Origin of the sequence: Streptomyces johnsoniae (assembly GCF_031845565.1) — a bacterium.
GTDB classification, from domain to species: Bacteria; Actinomycetota; Actinomycetes; order Streptomycetales; family Streptomycetaceae; genus Streptomyces; species Streptomyces johnsoniae.
The window spans coordinates 173527-197236 of sequence record NZ_JAVREV010000008.1; the positions used below are offsets into that span (position 1 = coordinate 173527).

Annotated in this window: 15 protein-coding genes and 1 pseudogene; 10 read left to right on the top strand and 6 right to left on the bottom strand. The window is 72.7% G+C overall.

Annotated elements, in window-relative coordinates; translation table 11 throughout:
- Window positions 1–31: 31 nt before the first annotated feature.
- Genes RM779_RS16280 through RM779_RS16290 form a run of 3 tightly spaced genes read right to left on the bottom strand, consistent with a single transcriptional unit; the run spans window position 32 to window position 12852 of the window.
- Window positions 32–595: an FcoT family thioesterase gene (locus RM779_RS16280; protein WP_311618412.1), complete on the bottom strand. Its 564-nt coding sequence runs from the start codon at window positions 593–595 to the stop codon at window positions 32–34.
- Window positions 592–11205, bottom strand: coding sequence for a type I polyketide synthase (locus RM779_RS16285; RefSeq protein ID WP_311618413.1), 10614 nt, complete (start codon window positions 11203–11205; stop codon window positions 592–594). The genes RM779_RS16280 and RM779_RS16285 overlap by 4 nt, the downstream gene beginning before the upstream one ends.
- A gap of 45 nt (window positions 11206–11250) precedes the next feature.
- A complete protein-coding gene (locus RM779_RS16290) occupies window positions 11251–12852 on the bottom strand; it encodes an AMP-binding protein (protein ID WP_311618414.1) in 1602 nt (533 codons plus the stop codon).
- Between the two features lie 231 nt (window positions 12853–13083).
- On the opposite strand from RM779_RS16290, the gene RM779_RS16295 reads away from it, so the two are divergent.
- A complete protein-coding gene (locus RM779_RS16295; RefSeq protein WP_311618415.1) occupies window positions 13084–14025 on the top strand; it encodes an ACP S-malonyltransferase in 942 nt (313 codons plus the stop codon).
- 29 nt (window positions 14026–14054) lie between these two features.
- Here the strand turns inward: RM779_RS16295 and RM779_RS16300 are convergent, their stop codons facing one another.
- Window positions 14055–14291 carry an acyl carrier protein gene (locus RM779_RS16300; protein WP_311618416.1) on the bottom strand — a complete coding sequence of 79 codons (237 nt, stop codon included), beginning with the start codon at window positions 14289–14291 and terminating at the stop codon, window positions 14055–14057.
- A gap of 120 nt (window positions 14292–14411) precedes the next feature.
- On the opposite strand from RM779_RS16300, the gene RM779_RS16305 reads away from it, so the two are divergent.
- From RM779_RS16305 to RM779_RS16340, 9 genes and pseudogenes are all read left to right on the top strand, one after another.
- Window positions 14412–15944: an amino acid adenylation domain-containing protein gene (locus RM779_RS16305; RefSeq protein ID WP_311618417.1), complete on the top strand. Its 1533-nt coding sequence runs from the start codon at window positions 14412–14414 to the stop codon at window positions 15942–15944.
- A 320-nt stretch (window positions 15945–16264) separates the two neighbouring features.
- A complete protein-coding gene (locus tag RM779_RS16310; protein ID WP_311618418.1) occupies window positions 16265–16579 on the top strand; it encodes a hypothetical protein in 315 nt (104 codons plus the stop codon).
- A complete protein-coding gene (locus RM779_RS16315) occupies window positions 16576–17397 on the top strand; it encodes a class II aldolase/adducin family protein (RefSeq protein WP_311618419.1) in 822 nt (273 codons plus the stop codon). Before RM779_RS16310 ends, RM779_RS16315 begins: the two co-directional genes overlap by 4 nt.
- A 354-nt stretch (window positions 17398–17751) precedes the next feature.
- Entirely contained in the window at window positions 17752–18681 is a 930-nt protein-coding gene (locus RM779_RS16320) for an ABC transporter ATP-binding protein (protein ID WP_311618420.1), read from the top strand.
- 53 nt (window positions 18682–18734) lie between these two features.
- The gene (locus tag RM779_RS16325; RefSeq protein ID WP_311618421.1) at window positions 18735–19553 is read left to right on the top strand and encodes an ABC transporter permease; all 819 of its coding nucleotides are present in this window, start codon (window positions 18735–18737) and stop codon (window positions 19551–19553) included.
- A gap of 25 nt (window positions 19554–19578) precedes the next feature.
- The gene (locus tag RM779_RS16330; RefSeq protein ID WP_311618422.1) at window positions 19579–20826 is read left to right on the top strand and encodes a sensor histidine kinase; all 1248 of its coding nucleotides are present in this window, start codon (window positions 19579–19581) and stop codon (window positions 20824–20826) included.
- A gap of 278 nt (window positions 20827–21104) precedes the next feature.
- Window positions 21105–21431 carry an alanine--tRNA ligase-related protein gene (locus tag RM779_RS33725; RefSeq protein WP_394813308.1) on the top strand — a complete coding sequence of 109 codons (327 nt, stop codon included), beginning with the start codon at window positions 21105–21107 and terminating at the stop codon, window positions 21429–21431.
- Window positions 21432–21445: 14 nt separating this feature from the next.
- Window positions 21446–21835: pseudogene (locus RM779_RS33730) on the top strand (alanine--tRNA ligase-related protein); the annotation flags it as partial.
- Window positions 21836–21946: 111 nt separating this feature from the next.
- Entirely contained in the window at window positions 21947–22774 is an 828-nt protein-coding gene (locus RM779_RS16340) for a DUF1206 domain-containing protein (RefSeq protein WP_311618572.1), read from the top strand.
- Window positions 22775–22792: 18 nt separating this feature from the next.
- On the opposite strand, the gene RM779_RS16345 is transcribed toward RM779_RS16340, so the two are convergent.
- Together RM779_RS16345 and RM779_RS16350 are read right to left on the bottom strand one after the other, a co-directional pair.
- Window positions 22793–23107 (bottom strand): 4a-hydroxytetrahydrobiopterin dehydratase, encoded by a 315-nt coding sequence (locus tag RM779_RS16345; protein ID WP_311618423.1) that lies wholly within the window; start codon window positions 23105–23107, stop codon window positions 22793–22795.
- Between the two features lie 34 nt (window positions 23108–23141).
- Window positions 23142–23663 (bottom strand): flavoprotein, encoded by a 522-nt coding sequence (locus tag RM779_RS16350; protein ID WP_311618424.1) that lies wholly within the window; start codon window positions 23661–23663, stop codon window positions 23142–23144.
- Window positions 23664–23710: the final 47 nt, after the last annotated feature.

Here is a 23710-nt window from a genome sequence, read left to right on the forward strand (position 1 = left end):
CGCTTCCTTCGCGGGGGCGGGCCGAGCCGTGTCAGTTGGCGTGCGGGTTGGTGACGGCTGCGGCCACCTCGCCGGTGCTCATTCCGCCGTGCTCATCCCAGAAGCGGCACCGGGTCCGCATGAGGATGAGGGCGTCGCGCAGGTCGTTGGCGTCCCATTCGGCGACGTCGACGATGTCGATCTCTCCCCGGAAGTTGCGACCGCTCATGGCCTTGCGGAAGGCGCTTTTGAAGTCGGTGATGTAGACGTCCGCGAGCTGCCGGGCCCAGAACTGGTCCAGCGTCCAGCCGGAGAAGGGGTCGAGCAGCGACTCCTTCACCATCTTGGCCATGATGTAGTAGGCCATCTGGTTGTAGCAGATGTTGAACTCGACGGCGTTGAAGTGCCCGGTGTCGTCGATGTAGCAGGACTCGGGGATGTGGAAGGTGCAGGCGGCGGTGAGCCGTCCGCCCTCGCGGGGGTCGCCCTGCGCGGTGACCGTGGCCGAGGTGAGGTACTCGCACCGCTTGCCCCGGTAGGGGGTCAGCACCTGGCGCAGCAATTCCTCGTCGGTGGTGAAGACGCGCTCGTCGGTGCCGTCGAGCAGCTGGGTCATGTCGGGTCTCCTGATCGTTGCGCCGTGCGGAGGAGGTCGGCCAGGCTCATGCCCTGGATCTCCGCCGCGCGGCTTTCGAAGTCCTCGGTGGCTTCGGCGCCCGCGCCGTCCTGGTCCTCTTCGGCCGGCTTCGGCTCGCTGAGTCCGAGCTCCTCCAGGAGGTACCGCGCGAGGGCGGACGCGCTCGGGTGGTCGAAGACCAGTGTCGCGGGGAGGCGTTCGCCGACGGCCTCGCCGAGGCTGTTGCGCAGCCGCACGGCGGCGAGGGAGTCGAAGCCCATGTCGCGGAAGGAGCGTTCGGCGTCGACTGCGGCGGGACCGGCGTATCCGAGGGTGGCGGCGGCCTGGGTGCGGACGATGTCGAGCAGCGCCTGTTCGCGGCGGGCCGGCTTGAGGCGCGTCAGCCGGTCGCGCAGGCTTTCCGCGGATTCGGTGGCGGGCGCGGCGGCTTCGACGCTGCGGCGGGCCGGGCCGCGCGTCACCAGATCGCGCATCAGGTGGGGCACGTCGTCGCGGCGCTTCCCGGTGAGGTCGATGCGGACGGGCACCACGAACGGCAGGTCGAGTGTTCCGGCGGCGTCCAGCAGTTCCAGGGCCTCGCCGGTGGGCAGCGGCAGGGCACCGTCGCGTTCCATGCCGGACCGGGCGGTGGCGTCGAGCGTGCCGGTCATGCCGCTGCTCTCCTCCCACAGTCCCCAGGCCAGCGACTGGGCGGGGAGCCCGCCGGCGCGCCGGTGGGCGGCGAGGCCGTCCAGGAACGTGTTGGCCGCGGCGTAGTTGGCCTGTCCCGCACCTCCGGTGACACCCGACGCGGAGGAGAACAGCACGAAGGCCGTGAGGTCCTGGCCCGCGGTGAGTTCGTGGAGGTTCAGTGCGGCGTCGACCTTGGGACGCATCACCGCGGCGGTCCGCTCCTCGGTCAGGGAGGAGAAGATCCCGTCGTCGAGGATGCCCGCGGTGTGCACGACTCCGGCAAGTGTGCGGCCGGCCAGCGCGGCGGCCAGCGCGTCGCGGTCGGCGGCGTCGCAGGAGATGACCTCGACGCGGGCGCCGAGTCCGGCCAGTTCGCCGGCCAGCGCGGCGGCTTTGGCGGCGCCGGGACCGCGGCGGCTGGTGAGCAGCAGGTCGGTGACCTTGTGGGCGGTGACCAGGTGCCGGGCGACCAGGCCGCCCAGGGTGCCGGTGCCGCCGGTGATCAGCACGGTGCCCGGCCGGCTCCCGAAGACGGTGGCGGGGGCCCCGGGCCTGGCCCCGGCCACGCGGGCGATGCGGGCCCGGTGGGCGGCGCCGGAGCGGATCGCGATCTGGGGCTCCGCGGTCGCCATGGCCTGGGCCAGGTGCGCTTCTTCGGTTTCCGCGCCGGCTTCGGCGGGGTCCAGGTCGACGAGGACGATCTGGCCGGGGTTTTCCGTCTGTGCGCTGCGGACCAGTCCCCACACGGCGGCCCCGGCGAGGTCGGTGACGTCCTCGCCGTTCACGGACACGGCACCGCGGGTGACCACGGCCAGGGTGGCTCCGTCGGTCCTGTCCTCCGCCAGCCAGGACTGGACGGCGCCCAGTGCCGCGGCCGTCTCGGCGTGCACGGCCAGGGCTGTGCTGCCGCCCGCGCAGCGGTGGACGACCGTTTCCCGGGCCGGTCCTTCCGGCTGGGCGGGCGTCCAGACGAGTTCGAAAAGCGACTGGTGGGAGGCCGTGGCGGGAGCCGGCAGGCCGGGGGCCGGGGGGCGCAGGACGAGCGACTCGACGGATGCGATGGGGCGTCCGGCGGTGTCGGTGAGGCGCACGGCGACTTCGCCGTCTCCCAGGCGGGTCATCCGCATCCTGAGCGCGGCGGCGCCGGAGGCGTGCAGGTCGATGCCCGTCCAGACGAACGGGACGGTGACTCGCTCGGCGTCGGTGCCGAGCAGTGCGGTGGCGTGCAGCGCCGCGTCGAGCGCCGCCGGGTGAAGCCCGTACCGCGGGGCTTCGGCGGCGGTGGGCTCCGGGAGCACGATCTCGGCGAACACCTCGTCGCCGCCGGAGCGCCAGGCGGAGCGCATGCCCTGGAAGGCCGGCCCGTACGTCAGGCCGGCGTCCTCCGGGGCCCGTTCGTAGAAGCCGGTGAGGTCGATGGGTTCGGCGTCGGGCGGCAGCCAGGGCGCGGGGGCCGGTTCCTGGCGGGTGTCGGCGAGGGTGCCGTGGGCGTGCCGGGTCCAGGGGACGTCGACGGGGGCGCCCTCGGGCCGCGAGTGGATCGCGACGGTGCGCAGGTCGGGGCCGACGACGACCTGGACGGCGACGCCGCCGCGCTCGGGGAGGGCGAGGGGTGCTTCCAGGGTCAGCTCCTCCACGCGTCCCCGGCCGACCTCGTCGCCGGCGCGGACGGCCAGTTCCACGAGGCCGGCCCCGGGGAACACGGCGGTGCCGGCGATGACGTGGTCGGCGAGCCACGGCTGGGAGGCGGCGGACAGGCGTCCGGTGAGGAGCACACCGCCGTCGCCGGCGACCGGCACCGCCGCGCCGAGCAGCGGGTGGCCGGTGGCGACCTGGCCCATGTCGGAGGCGTCGCCCGTGCGCGCGGGGGCCCGCAGCCAGTACGACTGGCGCTGGAAGGGGTAGGTGGGCAGGTCGACGTGGTTCGCCCCGGTTCCGGCGAAGAAGGTCTGCCAGTCGACGGCCGCGCCGCGCACGTACGCCTCGGCGAGCGAGGTGAGGTAGTCGCGCGGGCCGCCGCTGCCGCGGCGCAGGGTGCCGACGAGCGCGGCGGGCACCCCGGCCTGTTCCGCGGTCTCGCTGATGCCGATGAGCATGCCGGGGTGCGGGCTGGTCTCGACGAACGTTCCGAAGCCGTCGGCCAGCAGCGCGCGCGTGGTCTCCTCGAACCGGACGGTGCGCCGCAGGTTGGTGTACCAGTACTCGGCGTCGAGCCCGGCGGTGTCCAGCTGCGCCGCGGTGACGGTGGAGTAGAACGGGACGGGCGACGTCTGCGGTGTCAGTCCGGCCAGTTCGGTGAGCAGCCGGTCGCGGATGTCTTCCACGATGGCGGAGTGGGAGGCGTAGTCGATGGGGACGCGGCGGGTCTGGACGCCCTCGGCCTCCAGCCGGGCCCGCAGCTCGGCGAGGGCGTCGAGGTCCCCGCAGGCGACGACGGAGCGGGGGCTGTTGACGGCGCCGAGCTGGAGGCGGCCGCCGAAGTCGGCCAGATGCTTTTCGGCGCGTTCGGCGGACAGGGCGACCGACAGCATGCCGCCGCGGCCCCGTAGTTCCTGTCGGACGATCTGGCCGCGGAGGGCGACGACGCGCGCGCCGTCCTCCAGGGAGAGGGCGCCGGCGACGCAGGCAGCGGCCATTTCGCCCTGGGAGTGGCCGACGACGGCGGCCGGTTCGACACCCGCGGCACGCCAGGCTTCGGCCAGCGAGATGTTGACGGCCCACAGCGCCGGTTGCACGGTGTCGTCGGAGTCCAGGGGCGGTGCGCCGGGCGTGCCGCGAAGGACGTCGAGGAGGTCCCATTCGACGTACGGTTCGAGTGCCTTGGCGCATTCGCCGAGGCGCGTCGCGAAGGCGGGTGAGTGTTCCAGCAGTTCCACGCCCATGCCCGGCCACTGGGAGCCCTGCCCGGGGAAGGCGAACACGGCGCGTGTGTCGCCACGGGCCTCGCCCGTGACGACGGAGGCGAACGTTTCGCCGGCGGCCAGGGCATCGAGTCCGGTGAGCAGGTCGTCGCGGTCGGTGTGCACGACCACGGCGCGGTGCTCGAGGGCGGCGCGGCCCCGGACGAGCGAGGCGGCGACATCGAGTGAGTCGGCGTCGTCGTGGTCGCGCAGGTGGGCGGCGATCCGCGCCGCCTGGGCCCGCAGCGCCTCGGGGGTCGCCGCGGACACGGTCAGCGGAACGGCCGGGGGCCGCGTGCCGCGCGGTTGCCGCGGGGCGGCGGCCGGTGCCTCTTCGACGATCACGTGCGCGTTGGTGCCGCTGACGCCGAAGGAGGAGACGCCCGCGCGGCGCGGGCGGCCGTCGGGTGCCCATGGCCTCGACGCGGTGAGCAGTTCGACGGCGCCTTCCGTCCAGTCGATGTGCGGGGAGGGCGTGTCGGCGTGCAGCGTGGCCGGCAGTACGCCGTTGCGCATCGCCATCACCATTTTGATCACCCCGGCGACTCCGGCTGCTGCCTGGGTGTGTCCGAGGTTGGACTTGATCGACCCGAGCCACAGCGGCTCGCCGTCGGGGCGGTCCTGCCCGTACGTCGCCATCAGTGCCTGGGCCTCGATCGGGTCGCCGAGGGTGGTGCCCGTGCCGTGTCCCTCGACCGCGTCGACATCGGCGGGAGTGAGCCCGGCTACGGCCAGTGCCTGCTGCATCACCCGCTGCTGGGAAGGGCCGTTGGGGGCGGTCAGGCCGTTCGACGCGCCGTCCTGGTTGATGGCGGAGCCGCGGACCACGGCGAGCACGGGGTGTCCGGCGCGGCGCGCGTCGGAGAGCCGTTCCAGCAGCAGCAGGCCCGCGCCCTCGGCCCAGCCGGTGCCGTCGGCGGCGGCACCGTACGGCTTGCAGCGGCCGTCGGCGGCCATGCCCCGCTGGAGGCTCATCTCGATGAACGTCTCGGGTGTGGACATCACGGTGACGCCGCCCGCGAGGGCGAGGGTGCACTCGCCCTGCCGCAGGGCCTGTGCCGCCCAGTGCAGCGCCACCAGGGAGGAGGAGCAGGCGGTGTCGACGGTGACGGCGGGGCCTTCGAGTCCCAGGGTGTAGGAGACGCGGCCGGAGGCGACGCTGCCCATGCCGCCGCTGGCGGCGTAGCCCGCGAGGTCTTCGGAGACCTCGCCGGAACGAGGCGCCCAGTCGTGGTACATGACGCCGGCGAACACGCCGGTGGGGCTGCCCTTCAGGGACAGCGGGTCGATGCCGCCGCGTTCGATGGCCTCCCAGGCGACTTCGAGGAGGAGGCGCTGCTGCGGGTCCATGATCTGGGCTTCGTTCGGGCTGATGCCGAAGAAGGTGGGGTCGAAGTCGGCGGCGTCGTGCAGGAAGCCGCCTTCGCGGGTGTATGTGGTGCCGTGTTTGCCGGGTTCGGGGTCGTAGATCTCGTCGGTGGGCCAGCCCCGGTTGTCGGGGAAGGGGGTGATGCTGTCGGTGCCGTCGGCGACCAACCGCCAGAGTTCTTCCGGAGTGGTCACCCCGCCGGGGAAGCGGCAGGCCATCGCGACGACCGCGATGGGCTCGTCCGCGGTGGCCCGCACGGTGGCCGGCCGCGGGGCGGCGGCGGGGGCCGCGCCGCCGGCCTTGTCGAGGATGTGGGCGGCCAGGGCCTGCGGTGTCGGGTGGTCGAAGATCAGGGTGGAGGTGAGCCGCAGCCCGGTGGCGGAGCCGAGCGCGTTGCGCAGTTCGACGGCGGCCAGGGAGTCGAAGCCCAGCTCGGTGAAGGCGCGGCGGGGGTCGACCGCGGTGGGGCTGTCGTGGCCGAGGACGCCTGCGATCTGGGCGCGGACGAGGTCGAGGACGATCCGTTCGCGTTCGGCTTCGGGTTTCCCGGCCAGTTGGGCGGACAGCGCGCCGCCGGTGCCGCCCGCCGCCGCCGCGGCGGCGGGCCGGCGGGCGGGGGCGCGGACGAGGCCGCGCAGGAGGGGCGGTATGCCCTCGGGGCGGGCCCGCAGCGCGGGCGCGTCGATGTGCAGCGGCAGCAGGGCGGGTGCGTCGGTGGTGAGGGCCTGGTCGAAGAGGGCGAGGTTGTCCTCGGCGCTCAGGGCGGGCAGTCCGGAGCGTGCGGTGCGGCGGAGGGTGACCTCGTCGAGGCGGCCGCCCATGCCGGTGTCGCCGGCCCACAGGTTCCAGGCCAGGGAGGTCGCGGGCAGGCCCTGGCCGGCGCGGTGTTCGGCGAGCGCGTCGAGGAAGGCGTTGGCGGCGGCGTAGTTGCCCTGTCCCGCGGCCCCCAGGGTGCCGGCCGCCGAGGAGAACAGCACGAACGCCGCGAGGGGCAGGTCGCGGGTGAGTTCGTGCAGGTGCCAGGCGCCGTTCGCCTTGCCGTGGAAGACGGTGCGGACCTGTTCCGCGGTGAGGGTCGCGGTGAGCCCGTCGTCGACGACGCCGGCGGCGTGGACGACGGCGGTCAGCGGGTGCGCACCGGGGATGCCGTCCAGCAGCGCGGCCAGGGCGGCGCGGTCGGTGACGTCGCAGGCGGCGACGGTCGCCTTGGCGCCCAGTCCGGTCAGCTCGGCGACGAGTTCGGCCGCGCCGGGCCCGTCGGGGCCGCGCCTGCCCGTGAGCAGCAGGTGTCTCACGCCGTGGCGGCGGACGAGGTGGCGGGCGAGGTGGCCGCCGAGTCCGCCGGTGCCGCCGGTGATCAGCACGGTGCCGTCCGGGTTCCACGCGGCGGCCTGTGGTTCGTCCGCCCGGCCGGGTGTGCGGGCCAGGCGCGGTACGCGCACCGCGCCGTCGCCCAGTGCCAGTTGCGGTTCGTGGGTGGCCAGCGCGGCGCGCAGTTCGTCTTCAGGAACGTCGCGGTCGGTGTCGACGAGGGCGAAGCGGCCCGGGTGCTCGGCCTGGGCGGCGCGCACCAGCGCCCCGACGGGCGCGAGCGCCAGGTCGCGCGCCGCGCCGCGGGTGATGAAGGCCAGCCGGGTCTCGTCGCGCAGCGCGTTCTGGATCAGTTCCAGAACGTGGAGTGTCGCGGCCCGCGCGGCGTCGGCGGGGGCACCGGGGAAGGTGGCCGGGACGAAGGCCAGGTCGAACTCGCCTGCCGCGGTGTCCGGCCGCGGCGGGGGCTGGATCGCGGTCCACTCGACGCGCAGCAGCGCCCCGTCCCGCCGGGACGACGGCAGGCCATCCAGTGGCACGGGCCGCTGGACGAGTGACCGGACGTCCGCGACGGGTGCCCCGGTGGCGTCGGCCAGGTGGATCGCGACCGCCTCCTGGCCGGCCGGGGTGATGCGGGCGCGTACGGCGGTGGCGCCGGCGGCGTGCAGTTCGACGCCGAGCCAGGCGAACGGCAGCCGCACCTGCCCGTCGTCCTCGTCGGATTCGACGGCGTGCAGGGAGGCGTCGAGCAGCGCCGGGTGCAGCCCGAACCGGTCGGCGCCGGCCTCGTCCGTGGCGACCTCGGCGAACACCTCGTTCCCGCGGCGCCAGGCGGCGCGCACGCGCCGGAACGCGGGCCCGTAGGCGTAGCCCTGGGCGGCCTGGCGTTCGTAGAGGGCGTCGACGTCGATGGCCTCGGCGCCTGCGGGCGGCCACTCGGTGAGCGGGGTCGTGGCGGGGTCCTGGCCGTCCGCGCGTTCGGCGAGGAAGCCGCCGGCGTGGTGGTTCCAGCCGCCGTCGCTCCTGGCGGGGCGCGAGTGGATGTCGACGGTGCGGCGGCCGGCCGCGTCGGGTGCCCCGACGGCGACCTGGACCTCCACCTCTTCGCCCTCCGCCAGCGGCAGCGGTGCCTGGAGGGTCAGCTCCTCCAGAACGCCGCAGCCCGCCTGGTCGCCGGCGCGGACGGCCAGTTCGACCATGGCGGTGCCGGGGACGAGGACGGTGCCCGCGATGACGTGGTCGGCCAGCCAGGGCTGCGCGCGGGTCGAGAGCCGGCCGGTCATCACAAGACCGTCGGCTCCGGCGAGGCTGACGGCCGTGTCGAACAGCGGGTGGCCGATGGTGCCGGGGCCGGACCCGGCGTCCAGCCAGTACCGCTTGCGCTGGAACGCGTAGGTGGGCAGGTCGATGCGGCGGGCGCCGCGCACGGCGAAGAAGCGTTCCCAGTCGGCGGCGGTGCCGCGGGCGTGCGCCAGGCCGAGCGCGGTGAGGGTCTGGCGTTCCTCGCCGTGCCCGTCGCGCAGCAGCGGGACGAAGGCGACGTCGGCGTCCTGATCGGTGAGGCAGTCGCGTCCGGCCGCCGACAGGACGGCGTCGGGCCCCAGTTCGAGGAAGGTGGTGGCGCCCTGGGCCTCCAGCCAGCGCACGCCGTCCGCGAACCGGACCGGCCGGCGCACGTGCTGCACCCAGTACTCGGCGTCGAACGCGGTGACGGGCTCCCCGGTCAGGTTGGACACGACCGGGATGCGGGGCGGCGCGTAGGTCAGGGACTCGGCGACGCGGCGGAACTCGTCGAGCATCGGCTCCATCAGTGGCGAGTGGAACGCGTGGGAGACGCGCAGCCGGCGCGTCTTGCGGCCCTGCCCGGCGAAGTGGGCGGCGAGGTCCGAGACGGCGTCGGCCTCGCCGGAGAGCACGACCGCGGACGGCCCGTTGACGGCGGCGACGCTGACCCGTTCGGCCAGCTGTCCCGTCAGCCGCGCCGCGACCTCCGCCTCCTCGGCCTGGACGGCGATCATGGCGCCGCCGGCGGGGAGTTCGTGCATGAGCCTGCCGCGCGCGCCGACCAGCAGCGCCGCGTCCGCCAGGCTCATGGCCCCGGCGGCGTGCGCGGCGGCGATTTCGCCGATGGAGTGTCCGGCGAGCAGGTCGGGGGTGACGCCCCAGGAGGCGAGGAGCCGGAACAGGGCGGTCTCGATCGCGAAGAGGGCGGCCTGCGCGTACTGGGTCTGGTGGAGCAGTTCGGCCGCCGGCGAGCCGGGGTCGGCGAACAGCACGTCGCCGAGTGGTTCTTCGAGGTGGAGGTCGAGGTGGTCGGCGGCCTCCTGGAGCGCCTCGGCGAACACCGGGAACGCGCCGACGAGTTCACGGCCCATGCCGGGGCGCTGGCTGCCCTGGCCGGTGAACAGGAACGCGGTGCGGCCCGTCGCCGATGCCGTTCCCGTGAGCAGTCCCGGTGCGGTGGCACCGTCGGCGAGAGCGGTCAGGGCGCGGTGCAGTTCCGCGTGGTCGGCGGCGACGACGGTGACGCGTTCGCGCATGGCCGCACGGGTGGTGGCGGCCGAGTACGCGAGGTCCAGCGGTGACGCGTCGGCCGCGGTCCGCAGGAGCCGTCCGGCCTGGGCGCGCAGGGCGTCCGGGGTCTGGGCGGACAGGACCACCGGGACCGGGCGGTCGTCCGCGGGGACTTGCGGGGCGCCGGAGGGGAGGGCGGGCGGCTCCTCGACGATGACGTGCGCGTTGGTGCCGCTCGCTCCGAAGGAGGAGATCCCGGCGCGGCGCGGCCGGTCCCCGGCCTCCCACGGCACCGGCTCGGTGACGAGCCGCACGGTGCCCTGCGACCAGTCGACGTGCGGCGTCGGCTCGTCGACGTGCAGGGTGCGCGGCAGCATGCGGTGGCGCATCGCCATCACCATCTTGATGACGCCGGCCGCGCCGGCCGCCGCGCCGGTGTGCCCGATGTTGGACTTCACCGAGCCGAGCCACAGGGGCTTTTCCGGTGAACGTTCGCGCCCGTAGGCGGCGACCAGTGCCTGGCCTTCGATGGGGTCGCCGAGCGTGGTGCCGGTGCCGTGCGCGTCGACGGCGTCGACCTCGTCGGGGGTGAGCCCGGCGTCGGCGAGCGCCCGGCGGATGACGCGCTGCTGCGCGAGGCCGTTGGGTGCGGTGAGGCCGTTGCTCGCGCCGTCCTGGTTGATGGCTGAGCCGCGGACCACGGCAAGCACCGGGTGGCCTTCGCGCAGCGCGTCCGACAGGCGGGCCAGGACGAACACGCCCGCGCCTTCGGCGAAGCTGGTGCCGTCGGCCGCCGCGGCGAACGCCTTGACCCGTCCGTCGGGGGCCAGGCCCCGCTGCTGGGCGAACGCGGTGAACGTTCCCGGGCTGGAGATCACGGTGACGCCGCCGGCCAGCGCCAGGCCGCACTCGCCGCGCTGGAGCGACCGCACCGCCAGGTGCAGGGCGGTGAGGGAGCCGGAGCAGGCGGTGTCGACAGTGAGCGTGGGCCCTTCGAGACCGAGGGTGTAGGCGACGCGTCCGGACAGGACGCTGGGCAGATTGCCCAGCAGGACGTAGGCGTCGAGGCCGTCGGGAGCCTCGTGCGTGCGGGGCCCGTACTCGTGCGGCTCCACTCCGATGAACACGCCGGACGACGTGCCGTGCAGGCGGCCCGGGTCGATGCCCGCCCGTTCGAGCGCTTCCCAGCAGGTTTCCAGCAGCAGCCGCTGCTGCGGGTCCATGGCCAGGGCTTCCCTGGGGCTGATGTGGAAGAAGTCGGCGTCGAAGTCGGCCGCGTCCGGCAGGAATCCGCCGTGGCGCGCGTAGGTGGTGCCTGCGGCGGACTGGTCCTGGCCGAAGAGGCGGTCGAGGTCCCAGCCGCGGTCGGTGGGGAAGTCGGTGATCTCGTGGGTGCCGTCGGCCAGGATGCGCCACAGGTCCTCGGGCGAGGTCACTCCGCCGGGGAAGCGGCAGCCGATGCCGACGATCGCGATCGGCTCGTCCTGCGCCGCGGGCGCGGCGGGCGCGGCGGGCGCGGCGGGCGCGGCATCATCCCCGGGCCGGCCGGTGCCGTGCAGCACGTCCACCAGGTGCCGGGCCAGGGCCGCGGGCGTGGGGTGGTCGAACGCGGCCGTGACGGGCAGGTCCACGCCCAGTTCGGCGCTGAGCCGCCGGTGCAGCTGTACCAGACCCAGCGAGTCCAGGCCCACCGTGAGGAACGGGCGGTCGGCCGCCACGTCGGTGGCCCCGTCCGCGTGGGCCTCGGGATCTATGCTGCGCAGCACGGCGGCGGCCTGCGTGAGGACCAGTTCCAGCATCGCGGCCCTGGACTGCTCGGACATGGGCGTACTCCCTAGTGAAGGGCGGAGCGGCGTCGGGGAGGGTGGTCAGGGCCCGGTCACGAGGGCGGTCAGGGCGGAGCGGTCGACCTTCCCGTTGACGGTCAGCGGGAACTCGTCCACCACGTGCAGGCCGTGCGGAGCCATGTAGGCGGGCAGCGCGGCACGGCAGAACGCGACGACCTCCTTGGCGTCCGGCCTGGGGCCGCCCGGAGCGTGGGTGACGAACGCGAACAGCCGCGGTTCGCCGTCCGCACCCGGCAGGAGCATCGCGACCGCGCCGGTGATGCCGGGGAATTCGCCGATGCGGCGCTCCACCTCGCCCAGTTCGACCCGGTTGCCGCGAATCTGCACCTGGGAGTCGACGCGGCCGTGGAAGTACAGCTCGCCGCCGACCCCCATGGACGCCAGGTCGCCGGACTTGAGCACGAGCTGCCCCGACCTGGGGTCGACCGGGTCGGGGACGAGGACGGCGCGGGTGGCTTCCGGGTCGCCCCAGTAGCCGGAGAACAGCGACGGGGCGCGCAGGTAGATCTCGCCGAGCACGCCTGGCTCCTCGACGGGCCGGCCGTCGGGGCCGATGAGCGTCATCTCCGCGCCCGCGACCGCGTGGCCGATGGAGAGGCGTTCGACATCGGGCGGCAGCGGGTTGGGCACGGTGGTGATCGAGGCGGCCATCGACTCGGTGGCGCCGTAGGCGTTGGAGAACTCGGCCTCGGGCAGCAGCTTTTGGAGGCTGCGCAGTTCGTCCAGCGGGAAGTTCTCGCCGGAGAACGCGACGCGACGCAGAACGCCTTCCTTGCCCAGCTCGGCCAGCAGTTCGTGCTCGTGGCGCAGCACCGGGCGCCAGAGGGACGGCACGCCGTGGACCTCGGTCACGCCGGCATCGCGCAGGAACGTCAGGAAGCGGCGGGGCCAGTTGAGGACGCCGCGCGGCACGGGCACCAGGGCGGCGCCGTGGCCGAGGGCATAACCGATGTCGAACAGCGCGAAGTCGAACTGGAGCGGCGCGGTGCCCGCCACCCGGTCCTCGGCCGTGATGAGTTCCGCGGCCTGCACACCGCGCAGGAACGCGATGACCCCGCGGTGGCTCATGACGACGCCCTTGGGCCGGCCCGTCGTGCCGGAGGTGAAGGTGATGTAGGCGGTGTCGACGGGGGTCACCGTGCGGCGGCGGCGCGGGGGGCGGGGCGCCGGTGGCCGTTCGACGGTGAGGCCGTCGGGGCCGAACCTGGCGGTGCCGACCGTTTCCGGGATGCCGGTGCGTTTCCCGTCCGTGGGCTGGAGGTGGAGGGCGGGCTCGGCACTGTCGATGACCGCCAGGAGCCGCTCGTCGGGGACCTCGGGGCTGGCCGGGACGAACGGCAGACCCAGCGTGGCGCAGGCCAGGAGCACCGCCACGGCGTCGGCGTCGGTGTCGGACTCCACGATGACGCGCTCGCCGACATCGAGTCCGAGCGCGGCCAGGGCCTCGACGATGCGGTCGGTGCGCCGTTCCAGCTCGCCGTAGGTGACCGTGTCCAGGGCACCGCCCGCCGCCTGGATCACCGCGGGACGCTCGGGGGTCCTCCCGGCGGCGGCCAGCAGATACGTGCGCAGGTTGTCCATCGAGGCGTGCGCGCGCGCCGGACGCCGTCCATTCGAGGTCATGCGCCACCCTTCCGATTCGAAACTACCCGGCGAATACCGCACCGTTTCTAACAGGGCGCTTTTGCTCGCCACAAGAACCTCCCGCCACCGCTCTAGGGGTTAGGGGGCGTTAGGGGTTATGCCCATACGTAGGGCCAACAAGACTGGCGGCAAATGGTGATGCCGTAGGGATCGACCGGTCGGACTTCCGGAATGCACGCGGCGAGTGCAACGAATGGGAGAGTCAAGAATATGTCCGCGATCGTCTTCCCAGGAATCGGCCCGGCACAGCTCGCCGACTCGGCCCGGTTCCTGACGGGCCAGCCGGTGGCGCGTCGGCTGGTGGCGAAGGCGGACGAGGCGCTCGGCTATTCCCTGGTCGACCGGTACCGGGAGGCCGAGGCCCGCGGCGACCAGGGACCTTTCCCCGAGCCGGCGCGGATCTCGTTTCTGGTGACCTGCCTGGCGCTGGCCGAGTGGGCGGTCGCCGAGCACGGCCTGGAGCCGGTCGCGTGCGCGGGCGCCAGCTTCGGCGGAACGGCGGCGGCGGTGCGGGCCGGGGCACTGCCCTTCGCCGAGGCGGTGGTCATGACCGCGGAGTGGGGCCGCCGGGCGGACGCCTACTTCGCCCGCGAGCACCGCGACATCGTCACCCAGTCCTTCGCCCGGGTCCCGCTGGACCGGCTCGCCGAGATCCGCGGCGAGCTGGACGCGCGCGGCGAGTGGAACGCCGTGGCCTGCCACGTCGACCGGGACTTCCACATGCTGTCGGTGCGCGAAGGCGTACTGGAGTGGCTGCAGAAGCGCCTGCGGGCCGCGGGCGGCCTGCCGCTGTACAGCATGCGTCCGCCGATGCATTCGGAGGTGTTCGGCGCGCTGCGCGCGGAGATCGAGTCGGAGGTGGTGGCGGGTACCGCGTTCTCCGACCCCGTGATCCCCATCGTGTCCGACCACGACGGCTCGCTGGTGAGGACCGCGGCCGGGGTGCGGACGATGCTGCTCGACGCGGTGACCAGGCCGGTGCGGTGGCCCCTGGTCGTCGACGCGCTCAAGGGACTTGGAGTCGAGCGGGTGCACGTCACCGGTCAGGACGCGCTGTGGGGCCGGGTGGAGGTCATGACCGACGCCTTCGAGGTGGTGGCGGTGCGGCCGGAGACAGCCATGCGTCCGCGCCGACGCAGTGTGATCGCGTAGCGCGGACGGCAGTTGGATCAGCAATTGGATCAGCGCATGGCGGCCAAGGTGTTCCACAGAGTCTCGGGTGTGGCGAAGTTCTCCACCTGGAGGGCGTCGTCGACGAAACGGACGCCGTACGCCTCCTCCAGCGAGGACATCAGCGCGACCATTCCCATGGAATCGAGACCGAAGTCGCGCAGGTTGATATCGGCAGTGAGTTCATCCTCCGCCTCCATCAAGGAGAGGTGTTTGCGGAGCAGTTGCTCGAATGTTTCGTCCCACATGTGGGCTCCCGTGATTCCTCGGATGTTCACCGAACGGCCGGTGTCGCGGCCAACCTAAGCGCTCCGGCCCGCGGGTCGGCACCCCTACCCACCCTTCCCTTACTGCCTCGGAGGAAGGAAATGACCGAGACATCCGCACCCGGACACGGGCTGCACGAGCGGTTCCTGCGCGGCCTGGCCCTGTCGCCCGGGCGGACCGCGATCCGTGTGGGCTCCGAGAGCCTGACGTACGAGGAGCTGCACGAGCGCGCGCTGCGACGGGCGGGGGAACTCAGAGCCAGTGCACCGCAGGGGCCGCACCGGGTCGCCGTGCTGGCGGACAAGGGCCTGACCGCGTACGTCGGGATTCTGGCGGCGCTGTACGCGGGGGCGGCCGTGGTGCCGCTCAACCCCCGCTTCCCGGCGGAGCGTACCCGCCGCATGCTGACGACCGCGGGGGTCGGCACGGTCGTCGCCGACGCGGTCGGCAGGGCAGCGCTCGCGGAGACCGAGCTGGACCTGCCCGTGCTGGGCGAGTCCGAATCCGCAGCCGCGTCCGCGTCCGCAGCTGCCCTGGACGCACCGGCGGCCGTCGGGCCGTCCGACATCGCGTACATCCTGTTCACGTCGGGTTCGACCGGCCGCCCCAAGGGCGTGCCGCTGACGCACGGCGGCAACAGGCACTATTTCGATCTGCTGGACCGGCGCTACGACTTCGGCCCCGGGGATGTGTTCTCGCAGAACGTCGGCATCAATTTCGACTGCGCGATCTTCGAGCTGTTCTGTGCCTGGGGCGCGGGAGCCGCCGTGGACGTGCTCCCCGCCGCGGCGCACCGGGAGCTGGCCGCGTTCATCGCCGAGCGGCGCATGACCGTGTGGTTCTCCGTTCCGAGTCATATCTCGTTCATCCGGGGGATCGGGGGCCTGCGGCCGGGCACGATGCCGACGCTGCGCTGGAGCTTCTTCGCGGGCGAGGCCCTGCTGTGTGACGACGTCGCCGACTGGCAGGCCGCCGCGCCGGACTCGCGGATCGAGAACCTGTACGGGCCGACCGAGCTGACCGTGACGATCACCGGGCACCGCTGGTCGCCGGAGGCGTCCAGGAGCCGGGCGGTGAACGGCGTGGTCCCGATCGGTCCTGTGCACCCCGGCCACGACCACCTGCTGCTCGACGGGGAAGGCGAGTCGGCGGTGGAGGGCGAACTGTGCGTCACCGGACCGCAGATGGCGGCCGGCTACCTCGACCCCGCGGACAACGAGGGCCGCTTCCTCGAACGTCACGGCCGCCGCTGGTACCGGACGGGCGACCGGGTCAGGCGCCTCGCGGACGGCGAGCTGCTCTACCTGGGCCGGCTGGACGCGCAGGTGCAGATCCAGGGCCACCGCGTCGAACTAGCCGAGGTCGACCACGCCGCCCGCCAGTGCACGGGCGTGCAGAACGCGGTCTCCGTGACCCGCCCCGCTCCCGCGGGCGGGCTCGAACTCGTCGTCTACTACACCGGCGAACGCGTCCCCCCGGCGACGCTGCGCCGCGAACTGTCCGCCCACCTGCCCGAAGGGATGATGCCCAAGGCTTTCCGGCACGTGCCGGAATTTCCGTTGAACGCCAACCGCAAGGTGGACCGGCAGCGGCTGGCCCGCGAGGCGGCCGGGACACCGGAGGGCCCGCCCTGATCGCGCGCCCTTCGCCAGCGGCGGCCTACCACGTCGTCGCGCCACTCGAAACGTTCCCCGATCCGTTCGCCTATCCGCTCCATATTCCGTAATAAAGGTCATCGCCGTTCCGCCGTCGCGGTACGGCATATTAGGGCTGACCGCGAACAGGAATTAGTGCGGCTGCCCCCGGTTCATGTCCCCGAGTCGGCAGGCGAGTTTACCCGGAATTTGCATAGATTGGCCCTTGAGACGCCGATCGGAGCGCTGCTAGACTCACCGCCATTCGGCCAGCGATTTGACCGGATTCCCTTCCGTGCCCATCAGAGGAGCAGCCGACCGTGGGACACAGATATTCTCTTATCCTGGATCGGGAAATTACCGAGCAGGAAGCAGTCACCCTGAAGGAGAAGAGCCAGGCGGACATATCCCTCGCCAGCGACACTCTCCCGACGAATGCCGAAGTCCCGGTTACTCGCATTAGCTTCGAGGACGAGGTCACGCCGACCCTCGCGGAGGCCATTGAGGCCGGCTTCGAGGCCGTGAAGGCGATTCCGGGCCTCGCCGTTCCGGGCCTGCGTGTGCCGGCCCAGCCGGCTGCCGCCGAGGGCGGCGAAGAAGAAACCGCCGAGGAGAAGGTCGAGGTGACCTCATGACCACGCGGGAGTCCCTGTCCATCGAAGGGCTGGAGCCGCTCCCGGAGGATCAGCTCTGGCTGAACTACCCTCCGCAGGTCCCCGGGGGCTACGAGGACCCCGAGGAGGAGCGCCGCTACCGCAAGGAGCGCGTCGCCGGTGCTCTGCGCCTGTTCGCCCGGCTCGGCTACGACGAGGGCCTGGCGGGTCACATCAGCGCGCGTGACCCCGAGTACCCGGACCTCTTCTGGGTCAACCCGTTCATGATCCCGTTCGGGCACATCACGGCGAGCGAACTGGTGCTGGTCGACGAGCACGGCAACGTCCTCAAGGGCAAGTACCCGGTGGCCAAGGCCGCGTTCGTCATCCACTCGTCCGTCCACAAGGCCCGTCCCGACGCCGTCGCGGCGGTCCACTGCCACTCGATGTACGGCAAGGCCCTCTCGGCCACCGACCAGATCATCGAGCCGCTGACCCAGGACGCCTGCGTGTTCTACGGTGACCACGCGACGTTCGACGGTTACGCCGGCCTGGTGGACGACCTGGACGAGGGCAAGCGCCTGGCGGCGGCCCTCGGTGACTGCAAGGCCATCATCCTGCGCAACCACGGGCTGCTGACCGTCGGTGAGAGCGTGGACTCGGCGGTCTTCTGGTACTACGCGATGGAGAAGGCCGCCCAGGCCCAGCTGATCGCGAAGGCTGCCGGGGGCGTCACCCCGATCAGCCCGGAGGTCGCCCAGCTCACCTACGAGCAGTCCGGGGCCGAGCTGTCCGGCTGGCTCCAGTTCCAGACGCTGTTCGGGCAGATCGTCCGCGACGAGCCGGACCTGCTCGACTGAGCGCCACCGGGCGCCACCCCGCCGGACCGGCCCGGAGCCCGGGCTTCGCGAGCCGAAGCCGGGGCGGGACGGCCGTGCGGCCGTCGTCCCCTGGAAGGAAACGTGGCCTCCGTCGGCCCGTTCCGCACCCCAGGGGTGGTCCCCCGATCCTCCGCGGAGGGCAGACCCGGCTCCGGACTTCGTGGCCGGGGGCACAGCCGCCCCCGGCCACGGTTCGGCTGTCCCACCACGGACGGCGGCGACATGACTCCATGGTCGCGGAGCACAGGCGTACCGCACATCAACCGATCGGCTGATCATGCCGCGAGCCTGATGGGCGATGTGGCCGGGCCCTCCGCACGCGAACCTCGTGCCATGACCACAATGACGATGCACAGGGCGACTCGCGAACCGATCATCGAAGTCAGCGATCTGCGCAAGACCTATGACGGCCGGGCCGTCGTCGACGGCGTCTCGTTCACCGTCGAGGAGGGGGAGATCTTCGGATTCCTCGGCCTGAACGGTGCCGGCAAGACCACCACCGTCGAGTGTGTCGAGGGTCTGCGCGTCCCCGATTCGGGCCGGGTCCGTGTCGCGGGGCTCGACCCCGTCGCCGACCACGAGGCCGTCACCGGCATCCTGGGCGTCCAGCTCCAGGAGAGCGCCCTCCAGTCCAAACTCACCGTGCAGGAGGCGCTGGAGCTGTGCTCCGCCTTCTACCCGCGCCCGCTCGACTGGAAGCCCCTCGCCGAACGCCTGGGCCTGACCGCCAAACTCACCACTCGTTTCGGGAAACTCTCCGGCGGCCAGAAGCAGCGGCTGTTCATCGCCCTCGCCCTGATCGGCAGTCCCCGGATCGTCGTCCTCGACGAGCTGACCACCGGCCTGGACCCGCGCGCCCGCCGCGACACCTGGGAACTGATCGAGGACGTCCGCAACAGCGGTGTCACCGTCATCCTCGTCACGCACTTCATGGAGGAGGCGCAGCGGCTGTGCGACCGCATCGCCCTGATCGACAAGGGGCGGATCACCGCACTCGACTCACCTCACGGGCTGGTCGACCGTTCGCCGGGGTCCACGGTGATCTCCTTCACGCCCTCGGCCCCCCTGGACAACGAGGATCTGGCCGCGCTGCCGGCGCTCAGGTCCGTCGAGCACAAGGAGGAGCGCATCACGCTCAGCGGAACGGATGAGACCGTCAACGCGGTGATCTCGCTCCTCGTCAGCAAGCGCATCACGGCCCATCAGCTGCGCGTGAGTGACGCGACGCTGGATGACGCCTTCCTGGACCTGACGGAAGTCTGACCGTCGGCGCCCGACCATCCGCCCTACCGGCCCCGCAAGACTGGAGCTGCGTCATGACCGATACCTCGACCACCGAAGCACCGACCCTCCCGACAACGACCGCCCTGGCCCCGGCGTCTTCCGATCGCCGCCCCACGCCCCGGGCCGCCGTGCTGCGGGCCGAGACCCGGCTGTTCCTGCGGGAACCGGCCAATCTCTTCTGGATATGCGCCTTCCCGACACTGCTGATGGCCATCCTGGGCTGCATCCCGGCGTTCCGGGAGTCGGACCCGGACCTCGGCGGCCAGCGCCTCATCGACACCTACGTGCCCGTGTCGGTGCTGATCGCTGTGATCGTGGCCAGCATCCAGGCGATGCCGCCGGTCCTGACGAGCTACCGCGAGACCGGCATCCTGCGACGCATGTCGACGACCCCGGTACGCCCTTCCAGTCTGCTGTCCGCGCAGATGGGGCTCAACGGCGTCACGGCCCTGCTGTCGGCGCTTCTCGTCCTGGTGGTGGGCCGGCTCGCTTTCGACGTGGCGCTGCCCGGCGAGCTGGCCGCCTATGTGCTGACGCTGCTGCTGGCTGCGGCCGCCTGCCTGGCCATCGGGGCCCTGGTGTCCGCCCTGGCCGGCAACTCCAAGCACGCGACGGGCATCGGCTCGGTGGTCTTCTTCCCGGCCCTGTTCTGCATCGGCGTCTGGATTCCCGTGCAGACCATGCCGGAAGTCCTGCGGAACATCGTCGAGTTCACGCCCTTCGGCGCCGCCTCGATCGCCCTGGACCAGGCCGCGACCGGCGACTGGCCCGACTGGTCCCACCTGGGCACACTGGCCGCGTGGGCAGCAGTGCTGACCGCTGCCGCCATCCGCTGGTTCCGCTGGAAGTAGGAGAACAACGGTGCAAAGTGGGGGCATGACGCAGGCCGACCGGGAACTCGAACGCCGCCAGGAGACCATGCGCAGGTGGCGGCCGTACGCGCTGCTCGGCGCCGGCACACTCCTCGCGGCGACGGTGGCGCCCGAGCTGACGCCGACCGCGGCCGGACGGGTCACGGCCCTCGCGTTGGTAGCCGCGGCTGCCCTGCTCCAGCTGTGGTGGGAGCGGACGGGCCGCGCCGACCGGGACCCCGACATGATCTCGACGGGGTACTACGCCGTGCGCTGGGCGCTGAGTTTCGCGCTCACCTGGGTGAACCCGTTCTTCGCGTTCTACGCGGCCGCCGGCTACTTCGACGTCAACGATCTGATCCCCGCGAAACGCTGGCGGTGGCTCGGCCCCTTCGCCTGCTCCATCCCCCTGGCGGCGTCCCAGGCCGGCGGCATGCCGTTCCACGAAGCGGAACAGTGGACCATGTTCGCCGGGCTGCTGCTGGTCAACAACGTACTGCTGACCATCGTCGGCTACTTCACCGAGCACGAGGAGGTGCGTTCCCGGGCCCGTGCGGCCACCATCGCCGAGCTGGAACGCACCAACACCGCCCTCCAGCAGGCCCTCGACGAGAACGCCGCCCTTCAGGCCCAACTGCTCGTCCAGGCGCGGGAGGCGGGCATCGCCGACGAGCGCAGGCGGCTGGCCGCGGAGATCCACGACACCATCGCGCAGGGGCTGACCGGCATCATCGCCCAGCTCCGGGTCGTCGCGGGCCAGCCCGACCCGGCGGCGGCGCACGAGCATCTCGACCGCGCCTCCGACCTGGCCCGCCACAGTCTGAGCGAGGCCCGGCGCTCCGTGCAGAACCTCGCCCCCATGGGCCTGGCCAACGACGGGCTCCTCCCCGCCCTGCGCAAGACGATCACCCGGTGGGCCGAGCAGTACGGCACCCGCGCCGAATTCACCCTCACCGGCAAGGCACAGCAGCTGCACGGCGAGGTCTCGGCGACGCTCCTGCGGATCACGCAGGAGGCGCTGTCGAACGCGGCCAAGCACGCGGCCGCCTCCCGCGTCGGTGTCACGCTCAGCTTCATGGACGGCGAGGTGGCCCTGGACATCCGCGACGACGGGCGCGGCTTCGACCCGCGGGCGCTGCCGGAACGTTCCGGTACCGGCGGCTTCGGACTCGACGGCATGCGGGCCCGCGCCGAACGCATCGCGGGCTCGCTCACCGTCGAGTCCCAGCCGGGATACGGCACGGCGGTGTCGTCCCGCCTGCCGCTGGTATGACGCACGCCGGCAGGGCCCGCCCCGGCCCTGCCGGAGAATTGGCGCGCGGGGGCGGCGGCGGGCGGTTACAGTCGAGCGGGTGCCGGTGCGTGCGACACCGGCGTGACCGGCCCAGCGAGAAGTGAGAATCACGGAGTCATGGCCTTCACCGTGGGGACGCGAGCTATCCGCGTCGAGCCGGAGAACTGAGAGCGCCTCTCAGTCCCGTTCTCGGCCCGGCTCGGCGTGTGCACCACTCCCCCGCTCTCTCACCGCGACTTCCGTGAGGCCGATCCGCCATGCGCTCGACGCAGATCCGTGACACTTTCCTCGACTTCTTCGCCGCCCGCGGGCACCACCGGCTCCCCGCCGCGCCGCTCGTGCCCGACGATCCCACCCTGCTGCTGGCCAACGCCGGGATGGCCCAGTTCAAGCCGTGGTTCCTCGGCGAGAGCGAACCCGCCGTCCGCCGGGCCACCACCGTGCAGAAGTGCGTGCGCACCGTCGACGTGGAGAACGTGGGCCGCACCGCCCGGCACGCCACGTTCTTCGAGATGCTGGGCAACTTCTCCTTCGGCGACTACTTCACAGCGCCGAGGCGGTCGCCTACGCCTGGGAGCTGCTGACCGAGGGCTACGGCCTGGACCCCGGCCGGCTGTGGGTGACCGTGCTCGACGGGGACGAGGAGACGGAACGGCTGTGGCGCCGCACGGGCGTGCCCGCCGCCCGCATCCAGCGGCTCGGGCCGGCCGACAACTACTGGTCGATGGGGGTGCCGGGGCCCTGCGGCCCGTGCACGGACGTGACGTACGACCGCGGGCCCGCGTTCGGCCGTGCGGGCGGCCCGGCCGTCGACGGCGAGCGCTATGTCGAGCTGTGGAGCATCGTGTTCATGCGGTCGCGGCGCGGCGAGGACGACGGGCACGGCGGCTTCCCGGTGCTGGGCGACCTGGCCGCGCGTAGCGTCGACACGGGTCTCGGCCTCGACCGGCTGGCCGCGGTGCTCCAGGACGCGGAGAACGTCTGCACCACCGACCTGCTGCGGCCGACGCTGGCCGCCGTGGAGGAGCTGGCGGGGCGGCCGTTTCCCCGCCGCCGCGAAGGGGCATCCGGTTCCGGGTCGTCAGTCTGGAGGCCGGACATGGGAACGTTCGCCATCACTCGGAGCAGAAGGGCCGCCCGGCGGGCCGCGCGCAGTTCGCCCATGGCGGCGGCGGCCCGCTGGGGCCTGGCCGCGCGGGGCGCGCTCTACCTGCTGATCGGCGCGCTCGCACTGCGCATCGCGTTCGGCGGCGAGGAACAGGCCGATCGCGGCGGGGCGTTGCGCGAGCTGGCGGGACGCCCGTTCGGCGGGTTCCTGATCTGGGCGGTCGGCATCGGGCTGGCCGGCATGGCGCTGTGGCGCCTGTCGGAGGCGGTGTTCGGGGCGGCGGGACCGGCGGGGCACAAGAAGCGGCAGCGTGCGCTGTCCGGCGCGCGGTGCGTGTTCTACGCCGTGATCGCCTTCTCGGTGCTCTCGTTCGCGGTCGGGGAGGCGGGCAGCGGGTCGAGCGACGAGCAGTCGCAGGACGTGACTGCGGACGCGCTCGGCCTGCCGGGCGGGCGGTTGCTGGTGGCGGGCGCGGGCCTGGCCATCGCGGGCGCGGGCGTGTTGATCGGCGTGCGGGCGGCCCTGCGCAAATACCACAAGCACCTGAAGCGTTCCGAGATGCCGCGCGGCGCCCGCCGCACGGTCGACGTACTGGGAGTGTCGGGCGGCGTCGCGCGGGGCGCGTTCTTCGCCGTGGCCGGGGGTTTCGCCGTGCAGGCGGCGGCCGACTACGACCCGGACCAGGCCAAGGGCATGGACGACACGCTGCGCACGTTCGCCCAGACCCCGGCCGGGCCCTGGCTGCTGGTCGCGATGGCCACGGGTCTGGTGCTGTTCGGCCTCTTCTCCTTCGCCCTGGCCCGCTGGCGGCGGGTCTGAGACGGGCCGTTGCTGTGCTCAGGCCGGGACGGCTCCGTGCGCGGCGGCGATGTCGTCGACACGGGCGGCAAGGTCGAAGTCGGCGGCGGTGAGCTTGTTTCCGGCGTCGTGGGTGGTGATGGAGAACCGGACATGATCCCACCGCAGGTCGATGTCCGCGTGGTGACCGATCAGCCGTTCCACGTCCGCGACATGCACGATGAGCGCGACACCACCGTGGTACCGGATGCCGAACGTCCGGGTGATCGCATCACCATCGCGACACCACCCCGGCACCCCGGCCAGCCGCTCCCCGATCTCGCCCTCGCCCAACGGTTGCGCTGTCTCTGCCACATCATCCCTTCCCGTTCAGGGGCCCCAGCGTTCGTCACGCCCTGGTGAGGGCGTCCAGCCCGGCTCTCCACGGGAAGCCGCCATCATCGCCGCGCTTCGGCGGGTGCGGCTCCCCAGGGGCGAAGACCACCCGGACTCCTTGCCCGCGCAGCGTCTCGACCGCGTGGCCAACGGCCGGCTGTGCGCCGAGCGCCGTGGACCAGAACGGCATCGCGACCACCGGCAGCCCGAGGTGCACGCCCTCGGCGGGCAGCCCGAGCGCGACCGTGTCGGTGATGCCTGCGGCCCACTTGCACGCACTGGTCGTCGTGAGCGGCGCGACCAGCATCGCGTCCGCGCGCGGCAGGGCGTCGGTCTGGTGCGGCAACTTGTACTGATCGCGCACCGGATGCCCGGACAGCTCGGACAGCTCGGACAGCCGGGGCTCCCACCAACGCGCAGCGGACGGCGTGAGGATAAGGCACACCTCCCATCCGGCATCCTGCGCCACGCGAACTCCGGCATCGACGTGCCGGGCCGGGCCCGCGGCACACGCGATGAAGTACAGAACACTCATGCGCGGAGTCCACACCGCCCGGCCAGACCGCGCAACTCCCCGCCGGG

Excerpts from the sequence above, each read along its gene's own strand:
- RM779_RS16280 (WP_311618412.1), bottom strand. The coding sequence starts at position 595 with ATGACCCAGCTGCTCGACGGCACCGACGAGCGCGTCTTCACCACCGAC.
- RM779_RS16285 (WP_311618413.1), bottom strand. The coding sequence starts at position 11,205 with ATGTCCGAGCAGTCCAGGGCCGCGATGCTGGAACTGGTCCTCACGCAG.
- RM779_RS16290 (WP_311618414.1), bottom strand. The coding sequence starts at position 12,852 with ATGACCTCGAATGGACGGCGTCCGGCGCGCGCGCACGCCTCGATGGAC.
- RM779_RS16295 (WP_311618415.1), top strand. The coding sequence starts at position 13,084 with ATGTCCGCGATCGTCTTCCCAGGAATCGGCCCGGCACAGCTCGCCGAC.
- RM779_RS16300 (WP_311618416.1), bottom strand. The coding sequence starts at position 14,291 with ATGTGGGACGAAACATTCGAGCAACTGCTCCGCAAACACCTCTCCTTG.
- RM779_RS16305 (WP_311618417.1), top strand. The coding sequence starts at position 14,412 with ATGACCGAGACATCCGCACCCGGACACGGGCTGCACGAGCGGTTCCTG.
- RM779_RS16315 (WP_311618419.1), top strand. The coding sequence starts at position 16,576 with ATGACCACGCGGGAGTCCCTGTCCATCGAAGGGCTGGAGCCGCTCCCG.
- RM779_RS16320 (WP_311618420.1), top strand. The coding sequence starts at position 17,752 with ATGACCACAATGACGATGCACAGGGCGACTCGCGAACCGATCATCGAA.
- RM779_RS16325 (WP_311618421.1), top strand. The coding sequence starts at position 18,735 with ATGACCGATACCTCGACCACCGAAGCACCGACCCTCCCGACAACGACC.
- RM779_RS16330 (WP_311618422.1), top strand. The coding sequence starts at position 19,579 with ATGACGCAGGCCGACCGGGAACTCGAACGCCGCCAGGAGACCATGCGC.
- RM779_RS33725 (WP_394813308.1), top strand. The coding sequence starts at position 21,105 with ATGCGCTCGACGCAGATCCGTGACACTTTCCTCGACTTCTTCGCCGCC.
- RM779_RS16340 (WP_311618572.1), top strand. The coding sequence starts at position 21,947 with ATGGGAACGTTCGCCATCACTCGGAGCAGAAGGGCCGCCCGGCGGGCC.
- RM779_RS16350 (WP_311618424.1), bottom strand. The coding sequence starts at position 23,663 with ATGAGTGTTCTGTACTTCATCGCGTGTGCCGCGGGCCCGGCCCGGCAC.